Below are 20761 nucleotides of genomic sequence, written 5' to 3' on the forward strand. Positions count from 1 at the left end.
GCCGGATCCCACCCGCGGCCGGACGCCGGAGACGGAACGGACGCCGGGGACGGGAACGGACGCCGGGACGGGAGCGGACCCCGAGGCGCGAGCGGCCCCGGGACACGAGCGGGGCCCGGCGCCGCCCGGCGCCGGACCCCGACAGTCGCTGCCCGCAGGTCAGTTGTGGGCGTGCAGGTCGGCGTTCAGGCCGCCCCAGGAGCCGGAGCGGGCGATGACCTCGACCGCGCCGCTCTGCGAGTTGCGGCGGAACAGCAGGTTGTCCTGGCCGGACAGCTCGACGGCCTTGGCCACCGTGCCGTCCGGGGTGGTGACCCGGGTGCCGGCGGTCACGTACAGGCCGGCCTCGACCACGCAGTCGCTGCCGAGCGAGATGCCGATGCCCGCGTTGGCGCCGAGCAGGCAGCGCTCGCCGACCGAGACGACCTGCTTGCCGCCGCCGGACAGGGTGCCCATGATCGAGGCGCCGCCGCCGATGTCGCTGTGGTCGCCGACGACGACGCCCGCGCTGATCCGGCCCTCGACCATGGAGGTGCCCAGGGTGCCGGCGTTGAAGTTGACGAAGCCCTCGTGCATCACGGTGGTGCCGACGGCCAGGTGCGCGCCGAGCCGGACGCGGTCGGCGTGGGCGATGCGCACACCGGTCGGGGCGACGTAGTCGGTCATCCGCGGGAACTTGTCGATCCCGTACACGGCCAGCTGGCCGCCCTGGGCGCGCACGGCCAGGCGGGCCTGCTCGACCTTGTCCACCGGGACGGGGCCGATGCTGGTCCACGCGACGTTGGCCAGCAGGCCGAAGACGCCGTCCAGGTTCTGGCCGTGCGGCTTGACCAGACGGTGGCTGAGCAGGTGCAGCCGCAGGTACACGTCGTGGGTGTCGAGCGGCTTCTCGTCCAGCGAGGCGATGGTGGTGCGCACGGCGACCACCTCGACGCCACGGCGCGCGTCGGCGCGCAGCGCCTCGGCCGCGCCGGCGCCGAGCTCGGCCTCGGCCTGCTCGGCGGTCAGACGGACGGTGCCGGCCGGGCCGGGCTCGGCGGCCAGCACGGGGGCGGGGAACCAGGTGTCGAGGACGGTGCCGTCGGCGGCGATGGTGGCCAGACCGGCGGCCACGGCGCCGTTCGCCGGGGAGGTGGATTCGAGCGAGGTGGATTCAGCAGTCACACCGTGCACGTTAACCAATGCGGGGCCCCGGTGCCGAACACGCCCGCCGGGCGGACACACCCGTCGGACCTGCTGGTCGGCGGTCCGCGGGGCGGGAAAACCCGGTGCTCGCCGCCCCGGCGCTGGGCAATACTTCAGCGGGTGTTCATGTCGATCTCCACCACCGGCAGCGCCGAGGACCCGGCCGCGGACCTCGGGTTCCTGCTGCACAAGCACCCCGACAAGGTCCAGCGGTTCACCACGTCGCACGGCGAGGCGCACGTCTTCTACCCCGAGGCGGGGGACGAGGTCTGCACCGCGGTGCTGCTGCTGGACATCGACCCGATCGCACTGGTCCGCAAGGGCCGGGGCGACGGCAGGGGGCGCGGCGGCTCGCCCGACTTCGCGCTCTCCCAGTACGTCAACGACCGCCCGTACGCGGCGTCCTCGCTGCTCGCGGTGGCGCTGCGGACGGTGTTCCGGTCCGCGATGAAGGGCGCCTGCCCGGCCCGGCCCGAACTGCCCGGGCGGGCCCGTCCGCTGCGCATCGACCTGCCCGCCGTGCCCGCCAACGGCGCGGGTGACGGTGGCGGCCCGGCCCTGGTGGTCCGGCTGTTCGAACCGCTGGGCTGGCAGGTCGAGGCGACGGCCATCCCGCTGGACGAGTCGTTCCCCGAGTGGGGCGAGTCCCGCTACGTGCGGATCGCGCTCTCCTCCGGAACGGTACGGCTCGCCGACGCGCTCCAGCAGCTGTACGTGCTGCTGCCGGTGCTGGACGGTGCCAAGCACTACTGGGTCGCCCCGGACGAGGTGGACAAGCTGCTCGCCGCCGGCCAGGGCTGGCTGGCGGCGCACCCGGAGCGCGCCCTGATCACCCGCCGCTACCTGGCCCGGCGCTGGTCGCTGGCCCGGGCCGCGATGGAGCGCCTGGAGCTGGCCCGGCTGGCGGAGGCCGACGACCGCGAGGTCGAGGAGATCGACAACGCGGTCGACGACCGGCCCGAGGAGGAGGTCCGGCCCGGTGAGGAAGTCGGGGAGCAGTCGGAGCCCCGGCAGCCCTCCCTCGCCGAGCGGCGCCGCGCCGCGATCCTCACCGCGCTGCGTGAGAGCGGTGCCGCCCGTGTCGCCGATCTCGGTTGCGGCCAGGGCGAGTTGATAGGCGAGCTGCTCAAGGACCCCCGGTTCACCGGGATCCTCGGCGTGGACGTCTCCGTCCGGGCGCTGCGGGCGGCGAGTCGTAAGCTGGGCCTGGAGCGGTTGCCGGAGCGTCAGGCGGCCCGGGTGGCGCTGGTACAGGGGGCGCTCACCTACACCGACGCACGGCTCAAGGGCTTCGACGCGGCGGTGCTGTGCGAGGTGATCGAGCACCTGGACCTGCCGCGGCTGCCCGCGCTGGAGTACGCGGTGTTCGGCGCCGCCCGGCCGAGGACGGTCGTGGTCACCACGCCGAACGCCGAGTACAACGTCCGCTGGGAGAGCCTGCCGGCGGGCGCCGTCCGGCACGCCGACCACCGCTTCGAGTGGTCCCGGGCCGAGTTCCGCGCCTGGGCCGGGAAGGTCGCCGCCGCGTACGGCTACACCGTGGAGCTGCGCCCGGTCGGCCCGGAGGACGAGGAGGTCGGCGCCCCGACCCAGCTGGCCCTGTTCACCGCGACCACGACGCCCGAAGGAGGCGAGCCCCGATGACCGATGACACGACCGACACCCCTGGCGACGACCAGGGCCAGGACCACGCGGAGAGCACCACCCCCCGCCGCCTCCCCGTCACCGACGTCTCCCTCGTCGTCCTGATCGGCACCAGCGGCGCGGGCAAGTCCACCTTCGCCCGTCGCCACTTCCTGCCCACCCAGGTGATCTCCTCCGACTTCTGCCGGGGCCTGGTCGCCGACGACGAGAACGACCAGTCCGCCTCCGCCGAGGCCTTCGACGTCCTGCACTACATCGTCGGCAAGCGCCTGGCGGCCGGCCGGCTGACCGTCGTGGACGCCACCAACGTCCAGCCCGAGGCCCGCCGTCAGCTGGTCGCGATCGCCCGCGAGCACGACGTGCTGCCGATCGCGATCGTCCTGGACGTCCCGCCGGGGGTGTGCGCCGAGCGCAACCGCTCCCGCCCGGACCGTCGGCTGCCGGCCCACGTGATCCCCCGCCAGCACCGCGAGCTGCGCCGTTCCCTCCGGGGTCTGGAGCGAGAGGGCTTCCGAAAGGTGCACGTCCTGCGCGGCGAGGCCGAGGTGGCGGCGGCCGGGGTCGAGCTGGAGAAGCGCTACAACGACCTGCGCCACCTCACGGGCCCGTTCGACATCGTCGGCGACATCCACGGCTGCCGCTCCGAGCTGGAGACCCTGCTGACCAGGCTCGGCTACACCCTCACCCGGGACGCCGGGGGCCGCCCGGTGGACGCCGCGCACCCCGCGGGCCGCACCGCCGTCTTCGTCGGCGACCTGGTCGACCGCGGCCCGGACACCCCGGGCGTGCTGCGCCTGGTGATGGGCATGGTGGCGGCCGGCCACGCGCTCTGCGTGCCGGGCAACCACGAGAACAAGCTCGGCCGGGCGCTGGACGGCAAGAAGGTCAACGTCGCCTACGGCCTCCAGGAGTCGCTGGACCAGCTGGCCGGGGAGAGCGAGGAGTTCCGGGCCGAGGCCCGCGCGTTCATGCGCGGCCTGGTCAGCCACTACCTGCTGGACGGCGGCGCCCTGGTGGTCTGCCACGCCGGCCTGCCGGAGAGGTACCACGGCCGCAACTCCGGCCGGGTCCGCTCGCACGCGCTGTACGGGGAGACCACCGGCGAGACCGACGAGTACGGCCTGCCGGTGCGCTACCCGTGGGCGGAGGAGTACCGGGGCCGGGCGCTGGTGGTCTACGGCCACACCCCGGTGCCGTCGGCGAGCTTCGTCAACAACACCGTCTGCCTGGACACCGGCTGCGTCTTCGGCGGCAGTCTGACCGCGCTGCGCTACCCGGAACGCGAGCTGGTGAGCGTCGAGGCCGAGCGCGAGTGGTACGCCCCGGTCCGCCCGCTGATCACCGACGCGCCGGGCGCCCGCGAGGGCCGTCCGCTGGACCTCGCCGACGTGGCCGGGCGCCGGACCGTCGAGACCGGGCTGCACGGGCGGGTGGCCGTGCGGGAGGAGAACGCGGCCGCCGCGCTGGAGGTGATGAGCCGCTTCGCGCTGGACCCGCGGCTGCTCGCCTACCTGCCGCCGACGATGGCGCCGAGCGCCACCTCCCGCCGGGAGGGCTACCTGGAGCACCCGGAGGAGGCCTTCCTCGGCTACCGGGCGGACGGCGTGCGGCACCTGGTCTGCGAGGAGAAGCACATGGGCTCGCGCGCGGTGCTGCTGGTCGCCCGGGACGGGGCCGCGCTGGAGCGCCGCTTCGGCGTGGCCGGCCCCGGCGCGATCTGGACCCGGACCGGCCGTGCCTTCCTCGCCGACGAGGAGTTGACCGGCGCCGTGCTCGACCGGGTCCGGGCGGCCGCCGAGCGTTCCGGGCTGTTCGAGGAGCTGGGCACCGACTGGCTGCTGCTGGACGCCGAGCTGATGCCCTGGTCGCTGAAGGCGGTGGAGCTGCTGCGCCGCCAGTACGCGGCGGTCGGCGCGGCGGCGGGCGCCGCCCTGCCGGAGGTGCTGTCCGCGCTGGAGCGGGCGGCCGGGCGGGGCCTGGACCTGGCCGGTCCGACCGCCCGCCAGCGGCAGCGCGCGGCCGACGCGCGGGCGTTCACCGAGGCGTACCGGCGCTACTGCTGGCCGACCGAGGGCCTGTCGGGCATCCGGCTCGCGCCGTTCCAGCTGCTCGCGGCCGAGGGGGCGAACCTCGCGGTGCGCCCGCACGACGAGCACCTGGCCTGGATCGACCGCCTGGTGGCCGCCGACGCGTCCGACGGGCCTGGCGCGTCCGACGGGCCTGGCGCGTCCGACGGGCCTGGCGCGTCCGACGGGCCTGGCGCGCCCGGCTCCGCCGACGGCACGGAGCACCAGGAGCGCCCGGAGCCCCGGAGGGAGCCGGTGCTGCACCGCACCCGCCGGATCCTGGTGGACACCGAGGACGAGGCCTCGACGGCCGCGGCCACCGCCTGGTGGGAGGAGCTGACCGCGGCGGGCGGTGAGGGCATGGTGGTCAAGCCGCTGGCCTCGCTGGTGCGCACCGCGCGCGGCGAGGGCCGGCCGGGCGGCCTGGTGCAGCCCGGCGTGAAGGTGCGCGGCCGGGAGTACCTGCGGATCATCTACGGTCCGGACTACACCGAGCACCTCGACCGGCTGCGCCTGCGCGCGCTGGGCCACAAGCGCTCGCTGGCGCTGCGCGAGTACGCGCTGGGCCTGGAGGCGCTGGACCGGCTGGCGGCGGGGGAGCCGCTGTGGCGGGTGCACGAGCCGGTCTTCGCGGTGCTCGCGCTGGAGTCGGAGCCGGTCGACCCGCGGCTGTGAGGGTGGCGCCGGAGGAGGGGAGCTCCCCGTGGGCTCCCCTTCTCCGGCCCGCCTCTGTATAGAAATTCCGAGCATCGTATAGACTTGCCGCTTTCCCGTAGTCCCGTCACCCCAGGAGCCCGGCATGGCCTTCAACCTCCGGAACAGGCACTTCCTCAAGGAGCTCGACTTCACGCCCCAGGAGTTCCGCTTCCTGGTGGACCTCGCCGCCACGCTCAAGGCGGCGAAGTACGCGGGCACCGAGCAGCCCCGGCTGCGCGGCAAGAACATCGCGCTGATCTTCGAGAAGACCTCCACCCGCACCCGCTGCGCCTTCGAGGTCGCCGCCCACGACCAGGGCGCCACCACCACCTACCTGGACCCCGCGGGCTCGCAGATCGGCCACAAGGAGTCCATCAAGGACACCGCGCGGGTGCTCGGCCGGATGTTCGACGGCATCGAGTACCGCGGCCACGGCCAGGAGGTCGTCGAGGAGCTGGCCGAGTACGCCGGCGTCCCGGTCTGGAACGGCCTGACCGACGAGTGGCACCCCACCCAGATGCTGGCCGACGTGCTCACCGTCACCGAGCACACCGCCAAGCCGCTGTCCGAGGTCGCCCTCGCCTACCTCGGCGACGCCCGCTCCAACATGGGCAACTCGCTGCTGGTCACCGGCGCCCTGCTCGGCATGGACATCCGGATCGTCGCCCCGCGCGCGCTCTGGCCCACCGAGGAGGTGCAGAAGTCGGCGCAGGCCCTGGCCGGGACGACCGGCGCCCGGATCACCCTGACCGAGGACGTGGCCGAGGGCGTGGCCGGTGCCGACTTCCTCTACACCGACGTCTGGGTCTCGATGGGCGAGCCCAAGGAGGTCTGGACCGAGCGGATCGAGTTGCTCAAGCCGTACCAGGTCTCCATGGACACCGTCCGGGCCACCGGCAACCCGGACGTGAAGTTCCTGCACTGCCTGCCCGCCTTCCACGACCTCGGCACGGTGGTCGGGCGGCAGATGCACGAGGCGACCGGCATGACCGAGCTGGAGTGCACCGACGAGCTGTTCGAGTCGGCGCACTCCATCGTGTTCGACCAGGCCGAGAACCGGCTGCACACCATCAAGGCGGTGCTGGTCGCCACCCTCGGCTCCTGACCGGCCCTGACTGGCCCCGACCCGACCCGGCCCGGAGGTCGCGGAGGCCGCCGGGCCGGGGCCGGCTCGGCTCGGCGCCCGGCCTCAGCCGTCCAGCTTGACGCAGGCCACCCGGTCGCCCGCCGCGTGCGGGCCGGCCGGGGTGCCCGCGTGCAGCACCAGCGAGCGGGCCTCGCCCGGCCGCGGCTGCCAGGCCACCGCGGTGCTGGCACTGCCCGCGCCCCGCCCGTCGGTGCGCAGCACCAGCCGCAGCTCGTTGCGCTCGTTGGCGTACACCGGGTCGCTGGACGGCTGCACCGGGTCGACCTCGTCCTGGTAGTGCGGCCCGGAGGAGGCCGGGTCGGCCCCGCAGCCGCCGGTGTGCAGGTGCACCGGGAACTCGTGGCCGGGGGCGAGCCCGGAGGCCGTCAGGGTGAGCACCGTCCGCCCGGGCACCGAGCGGTCGGTGACGATCCGAACGTGCGAGCCGTACGGCACCAGGTCGCTGGCGTAGCTGATGGCGGCCGGCGGGACGAAGGCGGTGGCCGGGTCGAAGTCGGCGTCGACGACGGAGACCGGCGAGGTGGCGGGGACGAGCAGGGCCAGTGGCAGCAGGGCGGCGGCGAGCGGAGCGGTCATCGGGACGGGGCCTTCCACGGGCGGGGCGGGGGTCGCCCTGCTAACGCGGCCGGGGCTCCGAGGACACCCGGCCCGTGGCGGCTCAGTCGCGCCGGATCCCCCGGATCTCGCAGCGCGGCCCGCTGGCCCGCATCAGCCGCAGATCGGCGGTGACCAGCGGCACCCCGTACCGCTCGGCGACCGCGACGTACGCGGCGTCGTCCGGGGTGAGGTTGTCCTTGAGCTCCCAGATCCGGCCGAGCAGCGGTGCCACCTCGACCTTGCGGATCGTCACCGCCGCGAGTTCCCCGGTGAGTTCGGCGACCCGTTCGGCGGTCAGTTCCTTGGCCAGGTAGAGCCCGCGCAGCGACTGCATCACCTCGATGACGATGTGCTCGGGCGCCACCCATTCGCCGTCGGAGGCGAGTTCCGCGCGGGCCCGGATCCCGCGCGGGCCCTGGTCGGCGAGCGCCAGTACCAGCGCGGATGCGTCCACCACGATCATCTGTCGGCCCCTGCCCGTTTCCGCACGTCGAGTCACCGGCCACGGTACCGGGGCGGCCCGCGGGCGCGTCCCGCGGATCCCTGTCGTCCCCTCGCGCCCCGTGACGAGGTGGGCGCCGTGCCTGCCGCGCCTGCCCCGCCTGCCGCGCCCACCGCGCCCGGCCGGATGCCGGGGCCCGGAAGCCGCCTCACGGGCGGGGGCGGGGCGGGGACGGGGCGGCGGTCAGGACAGGATCAGCAGTCCGGCCAGCAGCGAGGCGGCGTTGGCGGTGCCGGCGGCGAGCCAGGGCAGCGGGTCGCGCGGGCGGAGCCCAACGAGCGGGCGCAGCAGCAGCGCCTCGACGGCGCAGACCGCGGCCTCGCCGAGCATGAAACCCGTCCAGTACGCTGCCGCCGGCCCGTCGGTCCAGTGCCGGAGGGTCCACCAGAGCAGCGGGTGCGTCACCAGGTTGACCAGGACGGCGGCCGCGGCCGCCCGCCCGGGTCGGACCCGCCCGACGCGGACGAGGGCGGCCGTGTAGACGGGCGTCTCGGTCAGCAGGGTCAGGGCGAGGGCCACCGGGTAGCGCACGGCGGGGATCGTGCCACGGAGAGGGGGAGCATGGCGACCACGAGCGCGGGCGCGACCACGGGCGCCACCGGCGTCCCCGGCGTCCCCGGAACCGCAGGTACCGCAGGAACCGGGGGAGCCGCCTGGCCCGCGCCCGGCCCGGCCGCCCGGCCCGGCGTCGCGCCGTTCGCGGGCTTCGCCCTGTCGGCCGTCCTCGCCCTGGCGCTGGCGCTGCGGGCGCCGACCGGCCTGGCGGTGCTGGGCCTGGCCGTCTTCGGCCTGCTGCACAACGTGCTGGAGCTGCGCTACGTGGCCGGCCGCTTCGCCGCCGTGCTGACCGGCCCGCTGCTGCGGCTGCTGCTGGCGCTGGTGACCGGCATCGTGCTGTGCCGCCTGCTGCCGCCTTCGCGGGCCGCCCAGTCGGCGGAGATCCTGCTCGCGTACGGCCTGCTGGCGGCGGCCTGCCGGTACGGGCTGCGCGGCCGTCCCCGGCTGCTGCTCGCGGGCGTGGTGCTGCTGGGGGTGGCCGGCGCGGCCTCGCTGGCGTTTCCCGCGTACCACTTCGTGGTGCTGGCCCATCTGCACAACGTGGTGCCGCTGCTGTTCCTGGCCGAGTGGTCGCGCCGGCTGGCGCGGGGCCGTGCGGCGTTCCTGGTGTTGCAGTCGGCCTGGGTGCTGCTGGTGCCGGCCCTGTTGTTGAGCGGTCTGCTGGACGGGCTGCTGTCCCAGCGCCCCGGTGGCTGGACGGACCGGCTGGCGGCGGCGTACACCCCGCCGGCCCTGCTGACGCCGCAGGCGGGGCTGCGCTTCCTGGCGGTGTTCGCCTTCCTCCAGTCGATGCACTACGTGGTCTGGGTGTGGTTCCTGCCGCGGTACGCGCCGGAGGCGGCGGAGCGCTTCGACGCCCGGGTGCCGGGGCTGCGCGGGGTGCGGGCCTGGGGGCTGGGCGCGGTCCTGGGGCTGCTGCTGGCCCTGTTGTTCGCCGTGGATTACGCCCGGGGCCGGTCGGTGTACGCCGCGTTGGCGAGTTACCACGCCTATCTGGAGTTCCCGGTGCTGCTGATGCTGGTTCTGGGCCCGGGAGTGAACCGGGCGCGAACGGAGGAGGAAGAGTGACGACGATCCGGCTGGCCGACATCGCCCCCTCGCCGACCGGCGGTTCCGGTGGTGAGCTTGTGGTGGTGCTGCTGGTGGCGGCGGCTGTCGTGGCGGGTGCGGTGTGGCTGATCAGGCTGGAGCGCAAGCGGCGCGGCCCGGACGACCGGTGAGCCACGGCATGCACTATGGTTTATCTCGACATCGAGATAACTGCCCTTTACGATATATCTCGACATCAAGATACTTGCCGAGAGGCGCTCGCCGGCGATGCGGGCAAGGTCAGCCTAAGTAAGGGTGACCTTACCACCGCGTGACGGCCGGATATCGCACGAAGCACCCAGAAGGAGTCAGTCGTGTCCGCGAACAGCTTCGACGCCCGCAGCTCGCTGCAGGTGGGCGACGAGTCGTACGAGATCTTCAAGCTCTCCGCCGTCGAGGGTTCCGAGCGGCTGCCGTACAGCCTCAAGGTGCTGCTGGAGAACCTGCTCCGCACGGAGGACGGCGCGAACATCACCGCCGACCACATCCGCGCCCTCGGCGCCTGGGACGAGAACGCCCAGCCGAGCCAGGAGATCCAGTTCACGCCGGCCCGCGTGATCATGCAGGACTTCACCGGCGTGCCGTGCGTGGTCGACCTCGCCACCATGCGCGAGGCCGTCAAGGAGCTGGGCGGCGACCCGGCCAAGATCAACCCGCTGGCCCCGGCCGAGCTGGTCATCGACCACTCGGTCATCGCCGACAAGTTCGGCACCAAGGACGCGTTCACCCAGAACGTCGAGATCGAGTACGGCCGCAACAAGGAGCGCTACCAGTTCCTGCGCTGGGGCCAGACCGCCTTCGACGAGTTCAAGGTCGTCCCGCCGGGCACCGGCATCGTCCACCAGGTGAACATCGAGCACCTGGCCCGCACCGTCATGGTCCGCGGCGGCCAGGCCTACCCGGACACCTGCGTCGGCACCGACTCGCACACCACCATGGTCAACGGCCTGGGCGTGCTGGGCTGGGGCGTCGGCGGCATCGAGGCCGAGGCCGCCATGCTCGGCCAGCCGGTCTCCATGCTGATCCCGCGCGTCGTCGGCTTCAAGCTGACCGGCGAGCTGCCGGCCGGCACCACCGCCACCGACCTGGTGCTCACCATCACCGAGATGCTGCGCAAGCACGGTGTGGTCGGCAAGTTCGTCGAGTTCTACGGCGACGGCATCGGCTCCATCCCGCTGGCCAACCGCGCCACCATCGGCAACATGTCGCCGGAGTTCGGTTCGACCTGCGCGATCTTCCCGATCGACGCCGAGACCATCAACTACCTGAAGCTCACCGGCCGCGACGAGCAGCAGCTCGCCCTGGTCGAGGCGTACGCCAAGGAGCAGGGTCTCTGGCACAACCCGTCGCACGAGCCGGTCTACTCCGAGTACCTGGAGCTGGACGTCTCCACCGTCGTCCCGTCGATCTCCGGCCCGAAGCGCCCGCAGGACCGCGTGATCCTGGCCGAGGCCGCCGAGCGGTTCGCCGAGGCGCTGCCGACCTACTCCGCCGAGGCCTCGAAGCCGACCGCCGTCACCGCCCCCGACGGCTCGTCCTACGAGATCGACAACGGCGCGGTCGTGATCGCCTCGATCACCTCCTGCACCAACACCTCCAACCCCTCCGTCATGCTGGGCGCCGCCCTGCTGGCGAAGAAGGCCGTGGAGAAGGGCCTGCACGTCAAGCCCTGGGTCAAGACCACCCTGGCGCCCGGCTCCAAGGTCGTCATGGACTACTACGAGAAGGCCGGCCTGCTCCCGTACATGGAGAAGCTGGGCTTCAACCTGGTCGGCTACGGCTGCGTCACCTGCATCGGCAACTCGGGCCCGCTGCCCGAGGAGGTCTCGGCCGCCGTCAACGAGGCCGACCTCGCGGTCGTCTCGGTGCTCTCCGGCAACCGCAACTTCGAGGGCCGGATCAACCCGGACGTCAAGATGAACTACCTGGCCTCCCCGCCGCTGGTGGTCGCCTACGCCCTCGCCGGCAACATGAACATCGACATCACCAAGGACGCCCTGGGTCAGGACGCCGACGGCAACGACGTGTTCCTCGCCGACATCTGGCCGTCCGAGCAGGAGGTCGCCGACACCGTCGCCGGCTCCATCGACGAGGCCATGTTCGACAAGGGCTACCAGGACGTCTTCGCCGGTGACCACCGCTGGCAGTCGCTCCCGGTCCCGACCGGCAACACCTTCGAGTGGGACGCCGAGTCCACCTACGTCCGCAAGCCCCCGTACTTCGAGGGCATGGCCAAGACCCCGAGCCCGGTGACCGACATCGCCGGCGCCCGCGTCCTGGCCAAGCTGGGCGACTCGGTCACCACCGACCACATCTCCCCGGCCGGCAACATCAAGCCGGGCACCCCGGCGGCGCAGTACCTGACCGCCAACGGTGTCGAGAAGCGCGACTTCAACTCCTACGGTTCCCGTCGTGGCAACCACGAGGTGATGATCCGCGGCACCTTCGCCAACATCCGCCTGCGCAACCAGATCGCGCCGGGCACCGAGGGCGGCTACACCCGCGACTTCACCCAGGCCGACGCGCCGGTGTCGTTCATCTACGACGCCTCGCAGAACTACCAGGCCGCCGGCACCCCGCTGGTCGTCCTGGCCGGCAAGGAGTACGGCTCCGGCTCGTCCCGCGACTGGGCCGCCAAGGGCACCGCGCTGCTGGGCGTCAAGGCCGTCATCGCCGAGTCGTACGAGCGCATCCACCGCTCGAACCTGATCGGCATGGGCGTCCTGCCGCTGCAGTTCCCGGAGGGCGAGAACGCCGAGTCCCTCGGCCTGACCGGCGAGGAGACCTTCTCCTTCACCGGCGTGACCGAGCTCAACGAGGGCCGCACCCCGAAGACCGTCAAGGTCAAGGCCGGCGACGTCGAGTTCGACGCGGTCGTGCGCATCGACACCCCTGGTGAGGCGGACTACTACCGCAACGGCGGCATCCTGCAGTACGTGCTGCGCTCGCTCATCGGCTGATCGGGCTCATGGGCTGACCGGGCTCATCGGCTGACCGGGCACGGCGGCCGAGTCCCGCACGGGCCCGAGGAGGGGCCGGACCGCACATCGCGGTCCGGCCCCTCTTTTGCATGCTGCACCGACCGGGCCCGCCCCCTTGTGCGGTGAACGGCAGATGGACTAAACCTCTCTCTCATCTGGTCCAGACCATTTGACGTCGCTTCAGAGAACAGGTCCGGTATGCCCACTCGCGCCTCAGCCCTGCTCGCCGCCGCCACCGTCGCCGCGCTGCTCGCCGCCCCCGCCACCGCCAACGCCGCCGACGGACGGCACGGCCCGAAGCTGAAGGGCCAGCGGGTCGGCTACTTCACCCAGTGGGGCGCCGACAGCTCCGCCAAGCGGGTCCAGGAGTCCGGCCAGGCGGCCAGGCTCACCGTCATCAACTACGCCTTCGGCAACGTCTCCGCCGAGGGCACCTGCTTCGAGAGCAACGAGGCCGGCCAGGGTGACGCCCACAACGACTACCAGCGCTCCTTCTCCGCGGCCGAGTCGGTGGACGGCGTGGCCGACGCCCCGGGCCAGAAGCTGAAGGGCCACTTCAACCAGCTGCGCAAGCTCAAGGCGAAGAACCCCCAGCTGCGCACGGTGATCTCACTGGGCGGCTGGAGCTGGTCCAAGTACTTCTCCGACGCGGCCGCCACCCCCGAGGCCCGCAAGAAGTTCGTCTCCTCCTGCATCGACCTCTACCTCAAGGGCGACGTGCCGGTCCTGGCCGGCTCCCCGGAGGGCGGCAAGGGCGCGGCCGCGGGCGTCTTCGACGGCATCGACGTCGACTGGGAGTACCCGGGCGGCGGCGGGGACGCGGGCAACGTGGTCCGGCCCGAGGACGGCCGCAACTTCACCCTGCTGATGCAGGAGTTCCGCGACCAGCTGGACGCCCTGAGCGGCAGGAAGGGCAAGCACTACCTGCTGACCGCCGCCGTGGCCGCCAACGAGACCGTCGCCGACCGGCTCGAACTGCCCCTGCTCAGCGAGTCGATGGACTGGCTGAACGTGATGACCTACGACCTGCACGGTCCGTGGGAGGGCAAGGGCCCGGCCAACCACCAGGCCAACCTGTACTCCGACCCGACCGACCCGGACCCGCGCCGGCGCAGCGCCGACACCGCCGTGACGCACTACCAGGAGCGCGGGATGCCCTCCGAGCAGCTCGTGCTCGGCGCCCCGCTGTACGGCCACGGCTGGACCGGCGTCGCCCCCGGCAAGCGCGGCGGCCTCTTCCAGAGCGCCACCGCGGCCGCGCCCGACCACTCGTACCAGGAGATCAACGCGCTGCCGGGCAAGGTCTACCTGGACCGTGACCACGGCGCGTCCTGGAAGTACGACGGCACCACCTTCTACAGCTACGACACCGCCGAGGTGCTCACCCAGAAGGCGCGGTACACGCGCTGGAACGACCTGGCCGGGGTGATGGTCTGGTCGCTGGACGGCGACGACGCCCAGGGCAGCGCGATCGCCGCGCTGGACCGCGGTCTGCGCCGCGACTGACCGCCCCGCATCCGGGGCCGCCGCGGACGCACCCGCGGCGGGCCCCGCCACGCCGTCGGCTGCGCCGTCGGCTGCGCCGTCCGAGCGCGCCCCCGGTACCGCGAACGGCCGTGGGCCCCGGCCGCTGCCTGGAATCCAGGAGCGGTCGGGGCCCACGGCCGTTGCGGCGAAGGCCCTTGTGGCGTACGGCCGTTGCGGCGTACGGCCGGTCGGGCCCGGGGGCGGCCCGTCAGGCCCGGTCGCAGGCCTGCGCCCGCAGCGCGCGGGCCAGGTCGTCCCGGCGCTCCAGCACCAGACGGCGCAGCGCGGGCGCGGCCTGCGGGTGCCCGGCGAGCCAGGCGTCGGCCTCGGCCAGGGTCTGCTCGTCGGTCTGGGCGATCGGGAAGAAGCCGCCGACGATCCGCATCGCGATCTCGATGGTCCGGTCGGCCCAGATCCGCTCCAGCAGCTTGAAGTACGGCGCCGCGTAGAGGGCGCTCAGGTCGCGCTGGGAGGGGATCGAGAAGCCCGCGGTGTTGGCCTCGACCAGGGCGCTCGGCAGCTCGTCCGAGTCGATCACCGCCGACCAGGCGGCGGCCTTGGCCTCCGCGGTGGGCCGGGCGGCCAGGCACTGGGTGTGGTGCCGCTTGCCGCTCGCGGTGTTGTCGGCGGCCAGTTCGGCGGCCAGCTCCTCGTCGGAGGCCTGGCCGGAGGCGGCCAGCGCCAGCCACAGCGACCAGCGCAGGTCCTGGTCGACCTCCAGTCCGTCGATCCGGGCGCTGCCGGACAGCAGGCCGCGGACCAGGCCGAGGTGCTCGGCGCCGCCGGCGGTCTGGGCGAGGAAGCGGGCCCAGGCCAGCTGGTGGTCGCTGCCGGGGACGGCTTCGCGCAGCTCGCGCAGGGCGCCGTCGGCGAGCAGCCGGCCACCCTCGCCGCGCCAGGCCGGGTCCGCGTACAGGTCGACGGCGGTCTTGGCCTGAGCGTGCAGCGACTGGAGCACGCCGATGTTGCCCTCCTGGCCGGCGAAGCGCAGCACCAGGGCGACGTAGTCGCGGGCCGGCATCAGGCCGTCCCGGGTGAGGTTCCAGACCGCGGACCAGGTCAGCGCCCGGGCCAGCTCGTCGCGGATGTCGCCGAGGCCGGCGCGCAGGTTCTCCAGCGACTCCTCGTCGAAGCGGATCTTGCAGTAGGTCAGGTCGTCGTCGTTGAGCAGCACCAGCGCCGGGCGGGGCAGGCCGGCGGCCTCGGCGACGACGGTCCGGGCGCCGGTGACGTCCAGTTCGATCCGCCCGGTGCGGACCAGGGCGCCGTCGGCGTCCCGGTCGTACAGGCCGACCGCGATCCGGTGGGGGCGCAGCACCTCGCCGTCCTGGAGCACCGCCAGCTCGGTGATCCGGCCCTCGGCGTCGGTGGTGACCTGCGGGGTGAGCGAGTCGACCCCGGAGGTCTGGAGCCAGGCGGCGGCCCAGGCCTTGAGGTCGCGGCCGCTGGTCTCCTCCAGCACCTCCAGCAGGTCGCCCAGCTCGGTGTTGCCGAAGGCGTGGCGCTTGAAGTAGCGGCGGGCGCCCTCGAAGAAGGCCTCGGACCCGACGTACGCCACCAGCTGCTTGAGGACGGAGGCGCCCTTGGCGTAGGTGATGCCGTCGAAGTTGAGCTTGGCGTCCTCCAGGTCCCGGATGTCCGCGGTGATCGGGTGGGTGGTGGGGAACTGGTCCTGCCGGTAGGCCCAGGCCTTGCGCTGGTTGGCGAAGGTGACCCAGGCGGAGGAGTAGCGGGTGCGGGCGCCGATCAGGCCGTAGGAGCCCATGAAGTCGGCGAAGGACTCCTTCAGCCACAGGTCGTCCCACCAGCGCATGGTGACCAGGTCGCCGAACCACATGTGCGCCATCTCGTGCAGGATGACGTTGGCCCGGCCCTCGTACGCGGCGTCGGTGACCTTCGAGCGGAAGACGAACTCCTCGCGGAAGGTGACGCAGCCGGGGTTCTCCATCGCGCCGATGTTGTACTCGGGAACGAAGGCCTGGTCGTACTTGCCGAACGGGTACGGGTAGTCGAACTCCTCGTGGAAGAAGTCGAGTCCGAGCTTGGTGACGCCGAGGATCTCGTCCGCGTCGAAGTACGGGGCCAGCGACTGGCGGCACATCGCGGAGAGCGGGATCTCCAGCGCGGTGCCGTCGGCCAGCTCGCGGCGGTAGTGGTCGCGGGCGACGTGGTACGGGCCGGCGACGACGGCGGTGAGGTAGGTGGAGATCGGCTTGGTCGGCGCGAACTCCCAGGTGCGGCCGCCGTCCTGCGCGGCGGCGTCCTGCCCGGTGCCGTCCTGCTCGGTGACCTTCTCGTGCGGGGCGTTGGACCACACGTTCCAGGCGGCCGGGGCGGTCACGGTGAAGGTGAACGGGGCCTTCAGGTCGGGCTGCTCGAAGTTCGCGAACACCCGGCGGGCGTCGGCCGGCTCGTAGTGGGTGTAGAGGTAGGTCTCGCCGTCCACCGGGTCGACGAAGCGGTGCAGGCCCTCGCCGGTGCGGCTGTAGGCGCAGTCCGCCTCGACGGTCAGCACGTTCTCGGCGGCCAGGCCGTCGACGTGCACCCGGGCGCCGTCGTAGGCGGTGGCCGGGTCGAGGGCTCGGCCGTTCAGGGTGACCGAGCGGACGGCGGGGGCGAGCAGGTCGAGGAAGGTGCCGGCACCGGGCTGGGAGCAGCGGAAGGTGACGGTGGTGGTGGAGCGGAAGGTGCCGGCCGCCCGGTCAGGGGCCGAGGTCACGTCCAGCCGGACCCGGTAGCCGTCCACGGTCAGGATGCTGGCCCGCTGCTGCGCCTCGTCGCGGCTGAGGTTCTTGCCCGGCACGGCGGTACTCCTTTGTCCGGCTCGCACGGTGGTGCGCCTGTGGGTGGTGCGGTCTCGCGCGGGGTGTGCCGCGCGCGCGGGGTCATCCTTTCACGCCGCTCGCCGTCAGTACCATTGCACAGGCCGCCGCGTTCGCGCCGGAATCAGCGGCCCCGGGCGGGTGTTGGCGTTCCGGGGGTGGAACTCCTCCCTGCCCAGGATCGCCTCACGAAGGACACCACCAGTGACGACTGCCACTGAGCGCAAGACCGCCGACTTCTGGTTCGACCCGGCCTGCCCGTGGGCGTGGATGACCTCCCGCTGGATGGTCGAGGTCGAGCAGCTGCGTCCGGTCGACGTGCGCTGGCACGTGATGAGCCTGTCGGTGCTCAACGAGCACCGGGACCTCCCGGAGAGCTACCGGGAGCTGCTGGACAACGCCTGGAGCGCGGTGCGGGTCTGCATCGCCGCCGCGGAGCGGCACGGGCCGCAGGTGCTCGGCCGGCTCTACACCGAGCTGGGCGTGCGCTTCCACAACCAGGGCCTGCCGCAGAACCGGGAGACCATCGAGGCCGCCCTGGTGGCCGCGGGCCTGCCGGCGGAGCTGGCCGACGCGGGCGGCACGGACGCCTACGACGACGCCCTGCGCGCCTCGCACAAGGAGGGCATCACCCTGGTCGGCGAGGACGTCGGCACCCCGGTGATCGCGGTCGAGGGCGCGGACGGCGAGCGGGTGGCCTTCTTCGGCCCGGTGGTCACCCCCGCCCCGAAGGGCGAGGCCGCGGCCCGGCTGTGGGACGGCACCCTGCTGGTGGCCTCCACCCCGGGCTTCTACGAGATCAAGCGCACCCGCACGGCCGGCCCGTCCTTCGAGTGAGCCGTACGTAGTTCCCCGGAAACGCGGCAGGGCCCGGTACCGATCGGTACCGGGCCCTGGGGCGTGTCCTGCCGATCCTTGCCGGGTGCGCGGCGAAATCCACAGGACACGCCCTCGCCATGCATGGGGACGGGAAGGTCAGCGCAGGGCGGCGGCGTCCCGGCGCTGCTTGAGCAGCCCGGCGACGGTGAGCAGCGCGACCAGCACGCCGGCCGCGTACAGCTGGTCGCGGTTGCCCTCGGTGGTGGTCATCAGGGCGAGGATGGCGGCCACCGCGGCCATCGCGACCCAGGTGAGGTACGGGTAGCCCCACATCTTCACGGTGAGCAGCTCGGGCGCCTCGCGCTCCAGCCGGCGGCGCATCCGCAGCTGGACGACGCAGATGAACAGCCAGACCACCAGGATCGCCACGCCGGTGGTGTTCATCAGCCAGGTGAACACGGTGTCCGGCCAGAACTTGGCCGCCAGCACGGCGCCGAAGCCGAACAGGCAGGAGATCAGCACGGCTCTGCGCGGCACCCCGCCGCTGACCTTGGCCAGCGACTTGGGGCCCTGGCCGCGGCCGACCAGCGAGTACGCCATCCGGGAGGCGCCGTAGATGTTGGCGTTCATCGCGGACAGCAGCGCGACCAGCACCACCACCTGCATGATCGTTCCGGCGGCGGGCACCCCGAGGTGGCTCAGCACGGTGACGTACGGGCCGTCGGCGACGACCTTCGGGTCCTTCCAGGAGACCAGGGTGACCACCAGGGCCATCGAGCCGATGTAGAAGATCGCGATCCGCCACACCGCGGTGCGCACGGCGTTGGCGACGTTCTTCTTGGGGTCGTCGGACTCGGCGGCGGCGATGGTGACGGTCTCCAGGCCGCCGTACGCGAAGACCGAGGCGAGCAGGCCGATGATCAGTCCGTCGACGCCGTTGGGCAGGAAGCCGCCCTGGCCGGTGAGGTTCGCCGTGCCGGGGGCGCCGGGGCCGATCACCCCGGCGATGCCGAGCCCGCCGAGGACCAGGAAGGCGATGATCGCGGCGACCTTGATCGCGGCGAACCAGAACTCGAACTCGCCGAAGTTCTTCACCGCGGTGAGGTTGCTGGCGCAGAAGAAGGCCATGAACAGGCCGACCCAGACCCAGGCGGAGACGCCGGGGATCCAGCCGTTGACGATCTTCCCGGCGGCGGTGGCCTCGGCGGCGACGCCGCAGCAGAGCATCACCCAGTACATCCAGCCGGCCGTGATCCCGGCCCAGGGGCCGATCTCCTTCTCGGCGTGCACCGAGAACGAGCCGGAGGCGGGGCGGGCGGCGGACATCTCGCCGAGCATTCTCATGATCAGCATGACCAGGAGGCCGGAGAGCACGAACGCCAGGATGATCGCCGGGCCGGCGGCCGCGATGCCGGCGCCGGAGCCGACGAAGAGGCCGGCGCCGATCACGCCGCCGAGGGCGATCATGGACAGGTGGCGCTGCTTCAGGCCGTGCGAGAGCTGCTGACCACCCGACGCCGGGCCTGCGGCCGGCTGGGTGCCGGTGGGGGTCCCGGTCGCCGTCGGGGCGGAAGTGGGGGCCATAGGGGTGGTTCCAGACTGTGCGGTATGCGACATGAGCTGTCCAATATCCGGCGGCACCCCTGTCCATGCCAAGAATGTTCGATTCGGGCCCACCATGCGGACCCTGCCGAAACCTACTGTGATCATGCTGTGACCAGGAGTTGTTCCGGTCCGGTTCCGACAATGCCCGAGGGCGGGGGTTTGTCCGAAACCGTGCCGTTCGCCCAGTGGATCACCGCGTAGGTTCACAGGTGTTCACTCACCTGGACTCTCACGGAGGAGCCCCGATGGCCACTGCCACCACCCCGATACCGCGCCGCACCGTCCTCGCCGACCTGCTGCCCGCCGCCTCCACCCGCCTCGGCGCCCAGGCCCGCGACCTGGCCCTGGTGGCCGGCGGCGCCGCGCTGACCGGCCTGGCCGCCCAGCTGTCGGTGAACGTCCCCGGCTCGCCGGTGCCCGTCACCGGCCAGACCTTCGCCGCCCTGCTGGTCGGCACCGCGCTCGGCGCCCGCCGCGGCGTCGCCTCGATGGTGCTCTACCTGCTGGCCGGCATGGCGGGCCTGCCCTGGTTCGCCGAGGGCACCTCGGGCTGGGCGACGGCCTCCTTCGGCTACGTGATCGGCTTCGTCCTCGCCGCCGCCGTGACCGGCGCGCTGGCCCGCCGCGGCGCCGACCGCACCCCGGTCAACACCGCCGTCACCATGGTCCTCGGCAGCCTCGCCATCTACGCGGTCGGCGTCCCGTACCTCGCCCTGTCGCTGCACGTGCCGCTCGCCCGCGCCGCCGAGCTCGGCCTCTACCCGTACCTGGTCGGCGACGCCGTCAAGGCCGCCTTCGCCGCCGGCGCCCTGCCGCTGGCCTGGAAGCTGTTCGGCCGGCGCTGATCCGCCCGGCGGCCCGCGTCGCCCGGCCGCCCCGCGCCGCCGTCCCACCCCGCCGTCCCACCCCGCCGCCCCACCCGGTCGGCGCCCCCGTTGTCGGGCCCGGGCGCACGCGCATGCCACACTCATGGCATGCGCGTGTACCTGGGCTCAGACCATGCCGGATACGAACTGAAGAACCACCTCGTGGAGTGGCTCAAGGGGGCCGGCCACGAGCCGGTCGACTGCGGGCCGCACATCTACGACGCCGAGGACGACTACCCGCCGTTCTGCCTGCGTGCCGCCGAGCGCACCGCCGCCGACGAGGACGCCCTGGGCATCGTGATCGGCGGCTCGGGCAACGGCGAGGCGATCGCCGCCAACAAGGTCAAGGGCGTCCGGGCCGCGCTGGCCTGGAGCGTGCAGACCGCCGAGCTCGGCCGTCAGCACAACAACGCCAACGTGATCTCCATCGGCGGCCGCATGCACACCCAGGAGGAGGCCACCGAGTTCGTCGAGGTCTTCCTCAAGACCCCGTACAGCGGCGAGCCCCGGCACACCCGCCGGATCGAGATGCTGAGCGAGTACGAGACCACCGGCGAGCTCCCGCCGATCCCGGCCCACCACCCGCAGGGCTGATCCCGCCACCCACCCTCCCCGACGGCCGGCCGCACGCTCCCGTGCGACCGGCCGTCGCCGTGT

The 20761-nt window shown here is 72.9% G+C and carries 16 protein-coding genes; 10 read left to right on the top strand and 6 right to left on the bottom strand.

All coding sequences use genetic code 11. The features are described 5' to 3' along the window. Positions 1 to 159: 159 nt before the first annotated feature. Positions 160 to 1164 (bottom strand): 2,3,4,5-tetrahydropyridine-2,6-dicarboxylate N-succinyltransferase, encoded by a 1005-nt coding sequence (gene dapD / locus ACGFSC_RS19635; RefSeq protein ID WP_359909952.1) that lies wholly within the window; start codon positions 1162 to 1164, stop codon positions 160 to 162. A 141-nt stretch (positions 1165 to 1305) separates the two neighbouring features. On the opposite strand from dapD, the gene ACGFSC_RS19640 reads away from it, so the two are divergent. From ACGFSC_RS19640 to argF, 3 genes are all read left to right on the top strand, one after another. After that, positions 1306 to 2829 carry a 3' terminal RNA ribose 2'-O-methyltransferase Hen1 gene (locus tag ACGFSC_RS19640; protein WP_359909955.1) on the top strand — a complete coding sequence of 508 codons (1524 nt, stop codon included), beginning with the start codon at positions 1306 to 1308 and terminating at the stop codon, positions 2827 to 2829. Continuing rightward, positions 2826 to 5570, top strand: coding sequence for a polynucleotide kinase-phosphatase (locus tag ACGFSC_RS19645; protein ID WP_359909958.1), 2745 nt, complete (start codon positions 2826 to 2828; stop codon positions 5568 to 5570). Before ACGFSC_RS19640 ends, ACGFSC_RS19645 begins: the two co-directional genes overlap by 4 nt. Before the next feature lie 124 nt (positions 5571 to 5694). Further along, complete coding sequence (argF, locus tag ACGFSC_RS19650) at positions 5695 to 6696, top strand: ornithine carbamoyltransferase (RefSeq protein ID WP_359909961.1); 1002 nt, start codon at positions 5695 to 5697, stop codon at positions 6694 to 6696. An 84-nt stretch (positions 6697 to 6780) separates the two neighbouring features. On the opposite strand, the gene ACGFSC_RS19655 is transcribed toward argF, so the two are convergent. The 3 genes from ACGFSC_RS19655 to ACGFSC_RS19665 form a co-directional block, all read right to left on the bottom strand. After that, complete coding sequence (locus ACGFSC_RS19655; RefSeq protein ID WP_359909964.1) at positions 6781 to 7314, bottom strand: superoxide dismutase family protein; 534 nt, start codon at positions 7312 to 7314, stop codon at positions 6781 to 6783. An 82-nt stretch (positions 7315 to 7396) separates the two neighbouring features. Next, positions 7397 to 7798, bottom strand: a complete 402-nt coding sequence (locus ACGFSC_RS19660; RefSeq protein ID WP_359909967.1) for a type II toxin-antitoxin system VapC family toxin — start codon at positions 7796 to 7798, stop codon at positions 7397 to 7399. A gap of 222 nt (positions 7799 to 8020) precedes the next feature. Next, positions 8021 to 8368, bottom strand: coding sequence for a hypothetical protein (locus ACGFSC_RS19665; RefSeq protein ID WP_359909970.1), 348 nt, complete (start codon positions 8366 to 8368; stop codon positions 8021 to 8023). A gap of 30 nt (positions 8369 to 8398) precedes the next feature. On the opposite strand from ACGFSC_RS19665, the gene ACGFSC_RS19670 reads away from it, so the two are divergent. The 4 genes from ACGFSC_RS19670 to ACGFSC_RS19685 all read left to right on the top strand — a co-directional run bounded on the left by ACGFSC_RS19670 (position 8399) and on the right by ACGFSC_RS19685 (position 13971). Next, complete coding sequence (locus ACGFSC_RS19670; RefSeq protein ID WP_359909973.1) at positions 8399 to 9463, top strand: hypothetical protein; 1065 nt, start codon at positions 8399 to 8401, stop codon at positions 9461 to 9463. Continuing rightward, positions 9460 to 9615, top strand: coding sequence for a hypothetical protein (locus ACGFSC_RS19675; RefSeq protein WP_359909976.1), 156 nt, complete (start codon positions 9460 to 9462; stop codon positions 9613 to 9615). Before ACGFSC_RS19670 ends, ACGFSC_RS19675 begins: the two co-directional genes overlap by 4 nt. 183 nt (positions 9616 to 9798) lie before the next feature. Next, a complete protein-coding gene (gene acnA, locus ACGFSC_RS19680) occupies positions 9799 to 12444 on the top strand; it encodes an aconitate hydratase AcnA (protein ID WP_359909979.1) in 2646 nt (881 codons plus the stop codon). A 219-nt stretch (positions 12445 to 12663) separates the two neighbouring features. Next, complete coding sequence (locus tag ACGFSC_RS19685) at positions 12664 to 13971, top strand: glycoside hydrolase family 18 protein (protein WP_392863666.1); 1308 nt, start codon at positions 12664 to 12666, stop codon at positions 13969 to 13971. 229 nt (positions 13972 to 14200) lie between these two features. Here the strand turns inward: ACGFSC_RS19685 and pepN are convergent, their stop codons facing one another. Beyond that, positions 14201 to 16795 carry an aminopeptidase N gene (pepN, locus tag ACGFSC_RS19690; protein ID WP_359914811.1) on the bottom strand — a complete coding sequence of 865 codons (2595 nt, stop codon included), beginning with the start codon at positions 16793 to 16795 and terminating at the stop codon, positions 14201 to 14203. Between the two features lie 223 nt (positions 16796 to 17018). Between pepN and ACGFSC_RS19695 the strand changes: the two genes are divergently transcribed. Then, positions 17019 to 17651, top strand: coding sequence for a DsbA family protein (locus ACGFSC_RS19695; RefSeq protein ID WP_359914814.1), 633 nt, complete (start codon positions 17019 to 17021; stop codon positions 17649 to 17651). Positions 17652 to 17789: 138 nt separating this feature from the next. Here the strand turns inward: ACGFSC_RS19695 and ACGFSC_RS19700 are convergent, their stop codons facing one another. Beyond that, positions 17790 to 19217 carry an amino acid permease gene (locus ACGFSC_RS19700; RefSeq protein ID WP_359914816.1) on the bottom strand — a complete coding sequence of 476 codons (1428 nt, stop codon included), beginning with the start codon at positions 19215 to 19217 and terminating at the stop codon, positions 17790 to 17792. Between the two features lie 266 nt (positions 19218 to 19483). Between ACGFSC_RS19700 and ACGFSC_RS19705 the strand changes: the two genes are divergently transcribed. Further along, the gene (locus ACGFSC_RS19705) at positions 19484 to 20083 is read left to right on the top strand and encodes a biotin transporter BioY (protein WP_359914817.1); all 600 of its coding nucleotides are present in this window, start codon (positions 19484 to 19486) and stop codon (positions 20081 to 20083) included. A gap of 129 nt (positions 20084 to 20212) precedes the next feature. Next, the gene (locus ACGFSC_RS19710) at positions 20213 to 20698 is read left to right on the top strand and encodes a ribose-5-phosphate isomerase (protein ID WP_359914820.1); all 486 of its coding nucleotides are present in this window, start codon (positions 20213 to 20215) and stop codon (positions 20696 to 20698) included. Positions 20699 to 20761 lie beyond the last annotated feature (63 nt).

It is taken from the genome of Kitasatospora sp. NPDC048715 (genome assembly GCF_043198905.1).
Lineage (GTDB): Bacteria > Actinomycetota > Actinomycetes > Streptomycetales > Streptomycetaceae > Kitasatospora > Kitasatospora lactacystinica.

Coding starts and splice junctions, on each gene's coding strand:
- ACGFSC_RS19645 (WP_359909958.1), top strand. CDS start 2,826: ATGACCGATGACACGACCGACACCCCTGGCGACGACCAGGGCCAGGAC.
- ACGFSC_RS19660 (WP_359909967.1), bottom strand. CDS start 7,798: ATGATCGTGGTGGACGCATCCGCGCTGGTACTGGCGCTCGCCGACCAG.
- ACGFSC_RS19700 (WP_359914816.1), bottom strand. CDS start 19,217: ATGGCCCCCACTTCCGCCCCGACGGCGACCGGGACCCCCACCGGCACC.
- ACGFSC_RS19670 (WP_359909973.1), top strand. CDS start 8,399: ATGGCGACCACGAGCGCGGGCGCGACCACGGGCGCCACCGGCGTCCCC.
- ACGFSC_RS19705 (WP_359914817.1), top strand. CDS start 19,484: ATGGCCACTGCCACCACCCCGATACCGCGCCGCACCGTCCTCGCCGAC.
- ACGFSC_RS19710 (WP_359914820.1), top strand. CDS start 20,213: ATGCGCGTGTACCTGGGCTCAGACCATGCCGGATACGAACTGAAGAAC.
- ACGFSC_RS19655 (WP_359909964.1), bottom strand. CDS start 7,314: ATGACCGCTCCGCTCGCCGCCGCCCTGCTGCCACTGGCCCTGCTCGTC.
- argF (WP_359909961.1), top strand. CDS start 5,695: ATGGCCTTCAACCTCCGGAACAGGCACTTCCTCAAGGAGCTCGACTTC.
- ACGFSC_RS19685 (WP_392863666.1), top strand. CDS start 12,664: ATGCCCACTCGCGCCTCAGCCCTGCTCGCCGCCGCCACCGTCGCCGCG.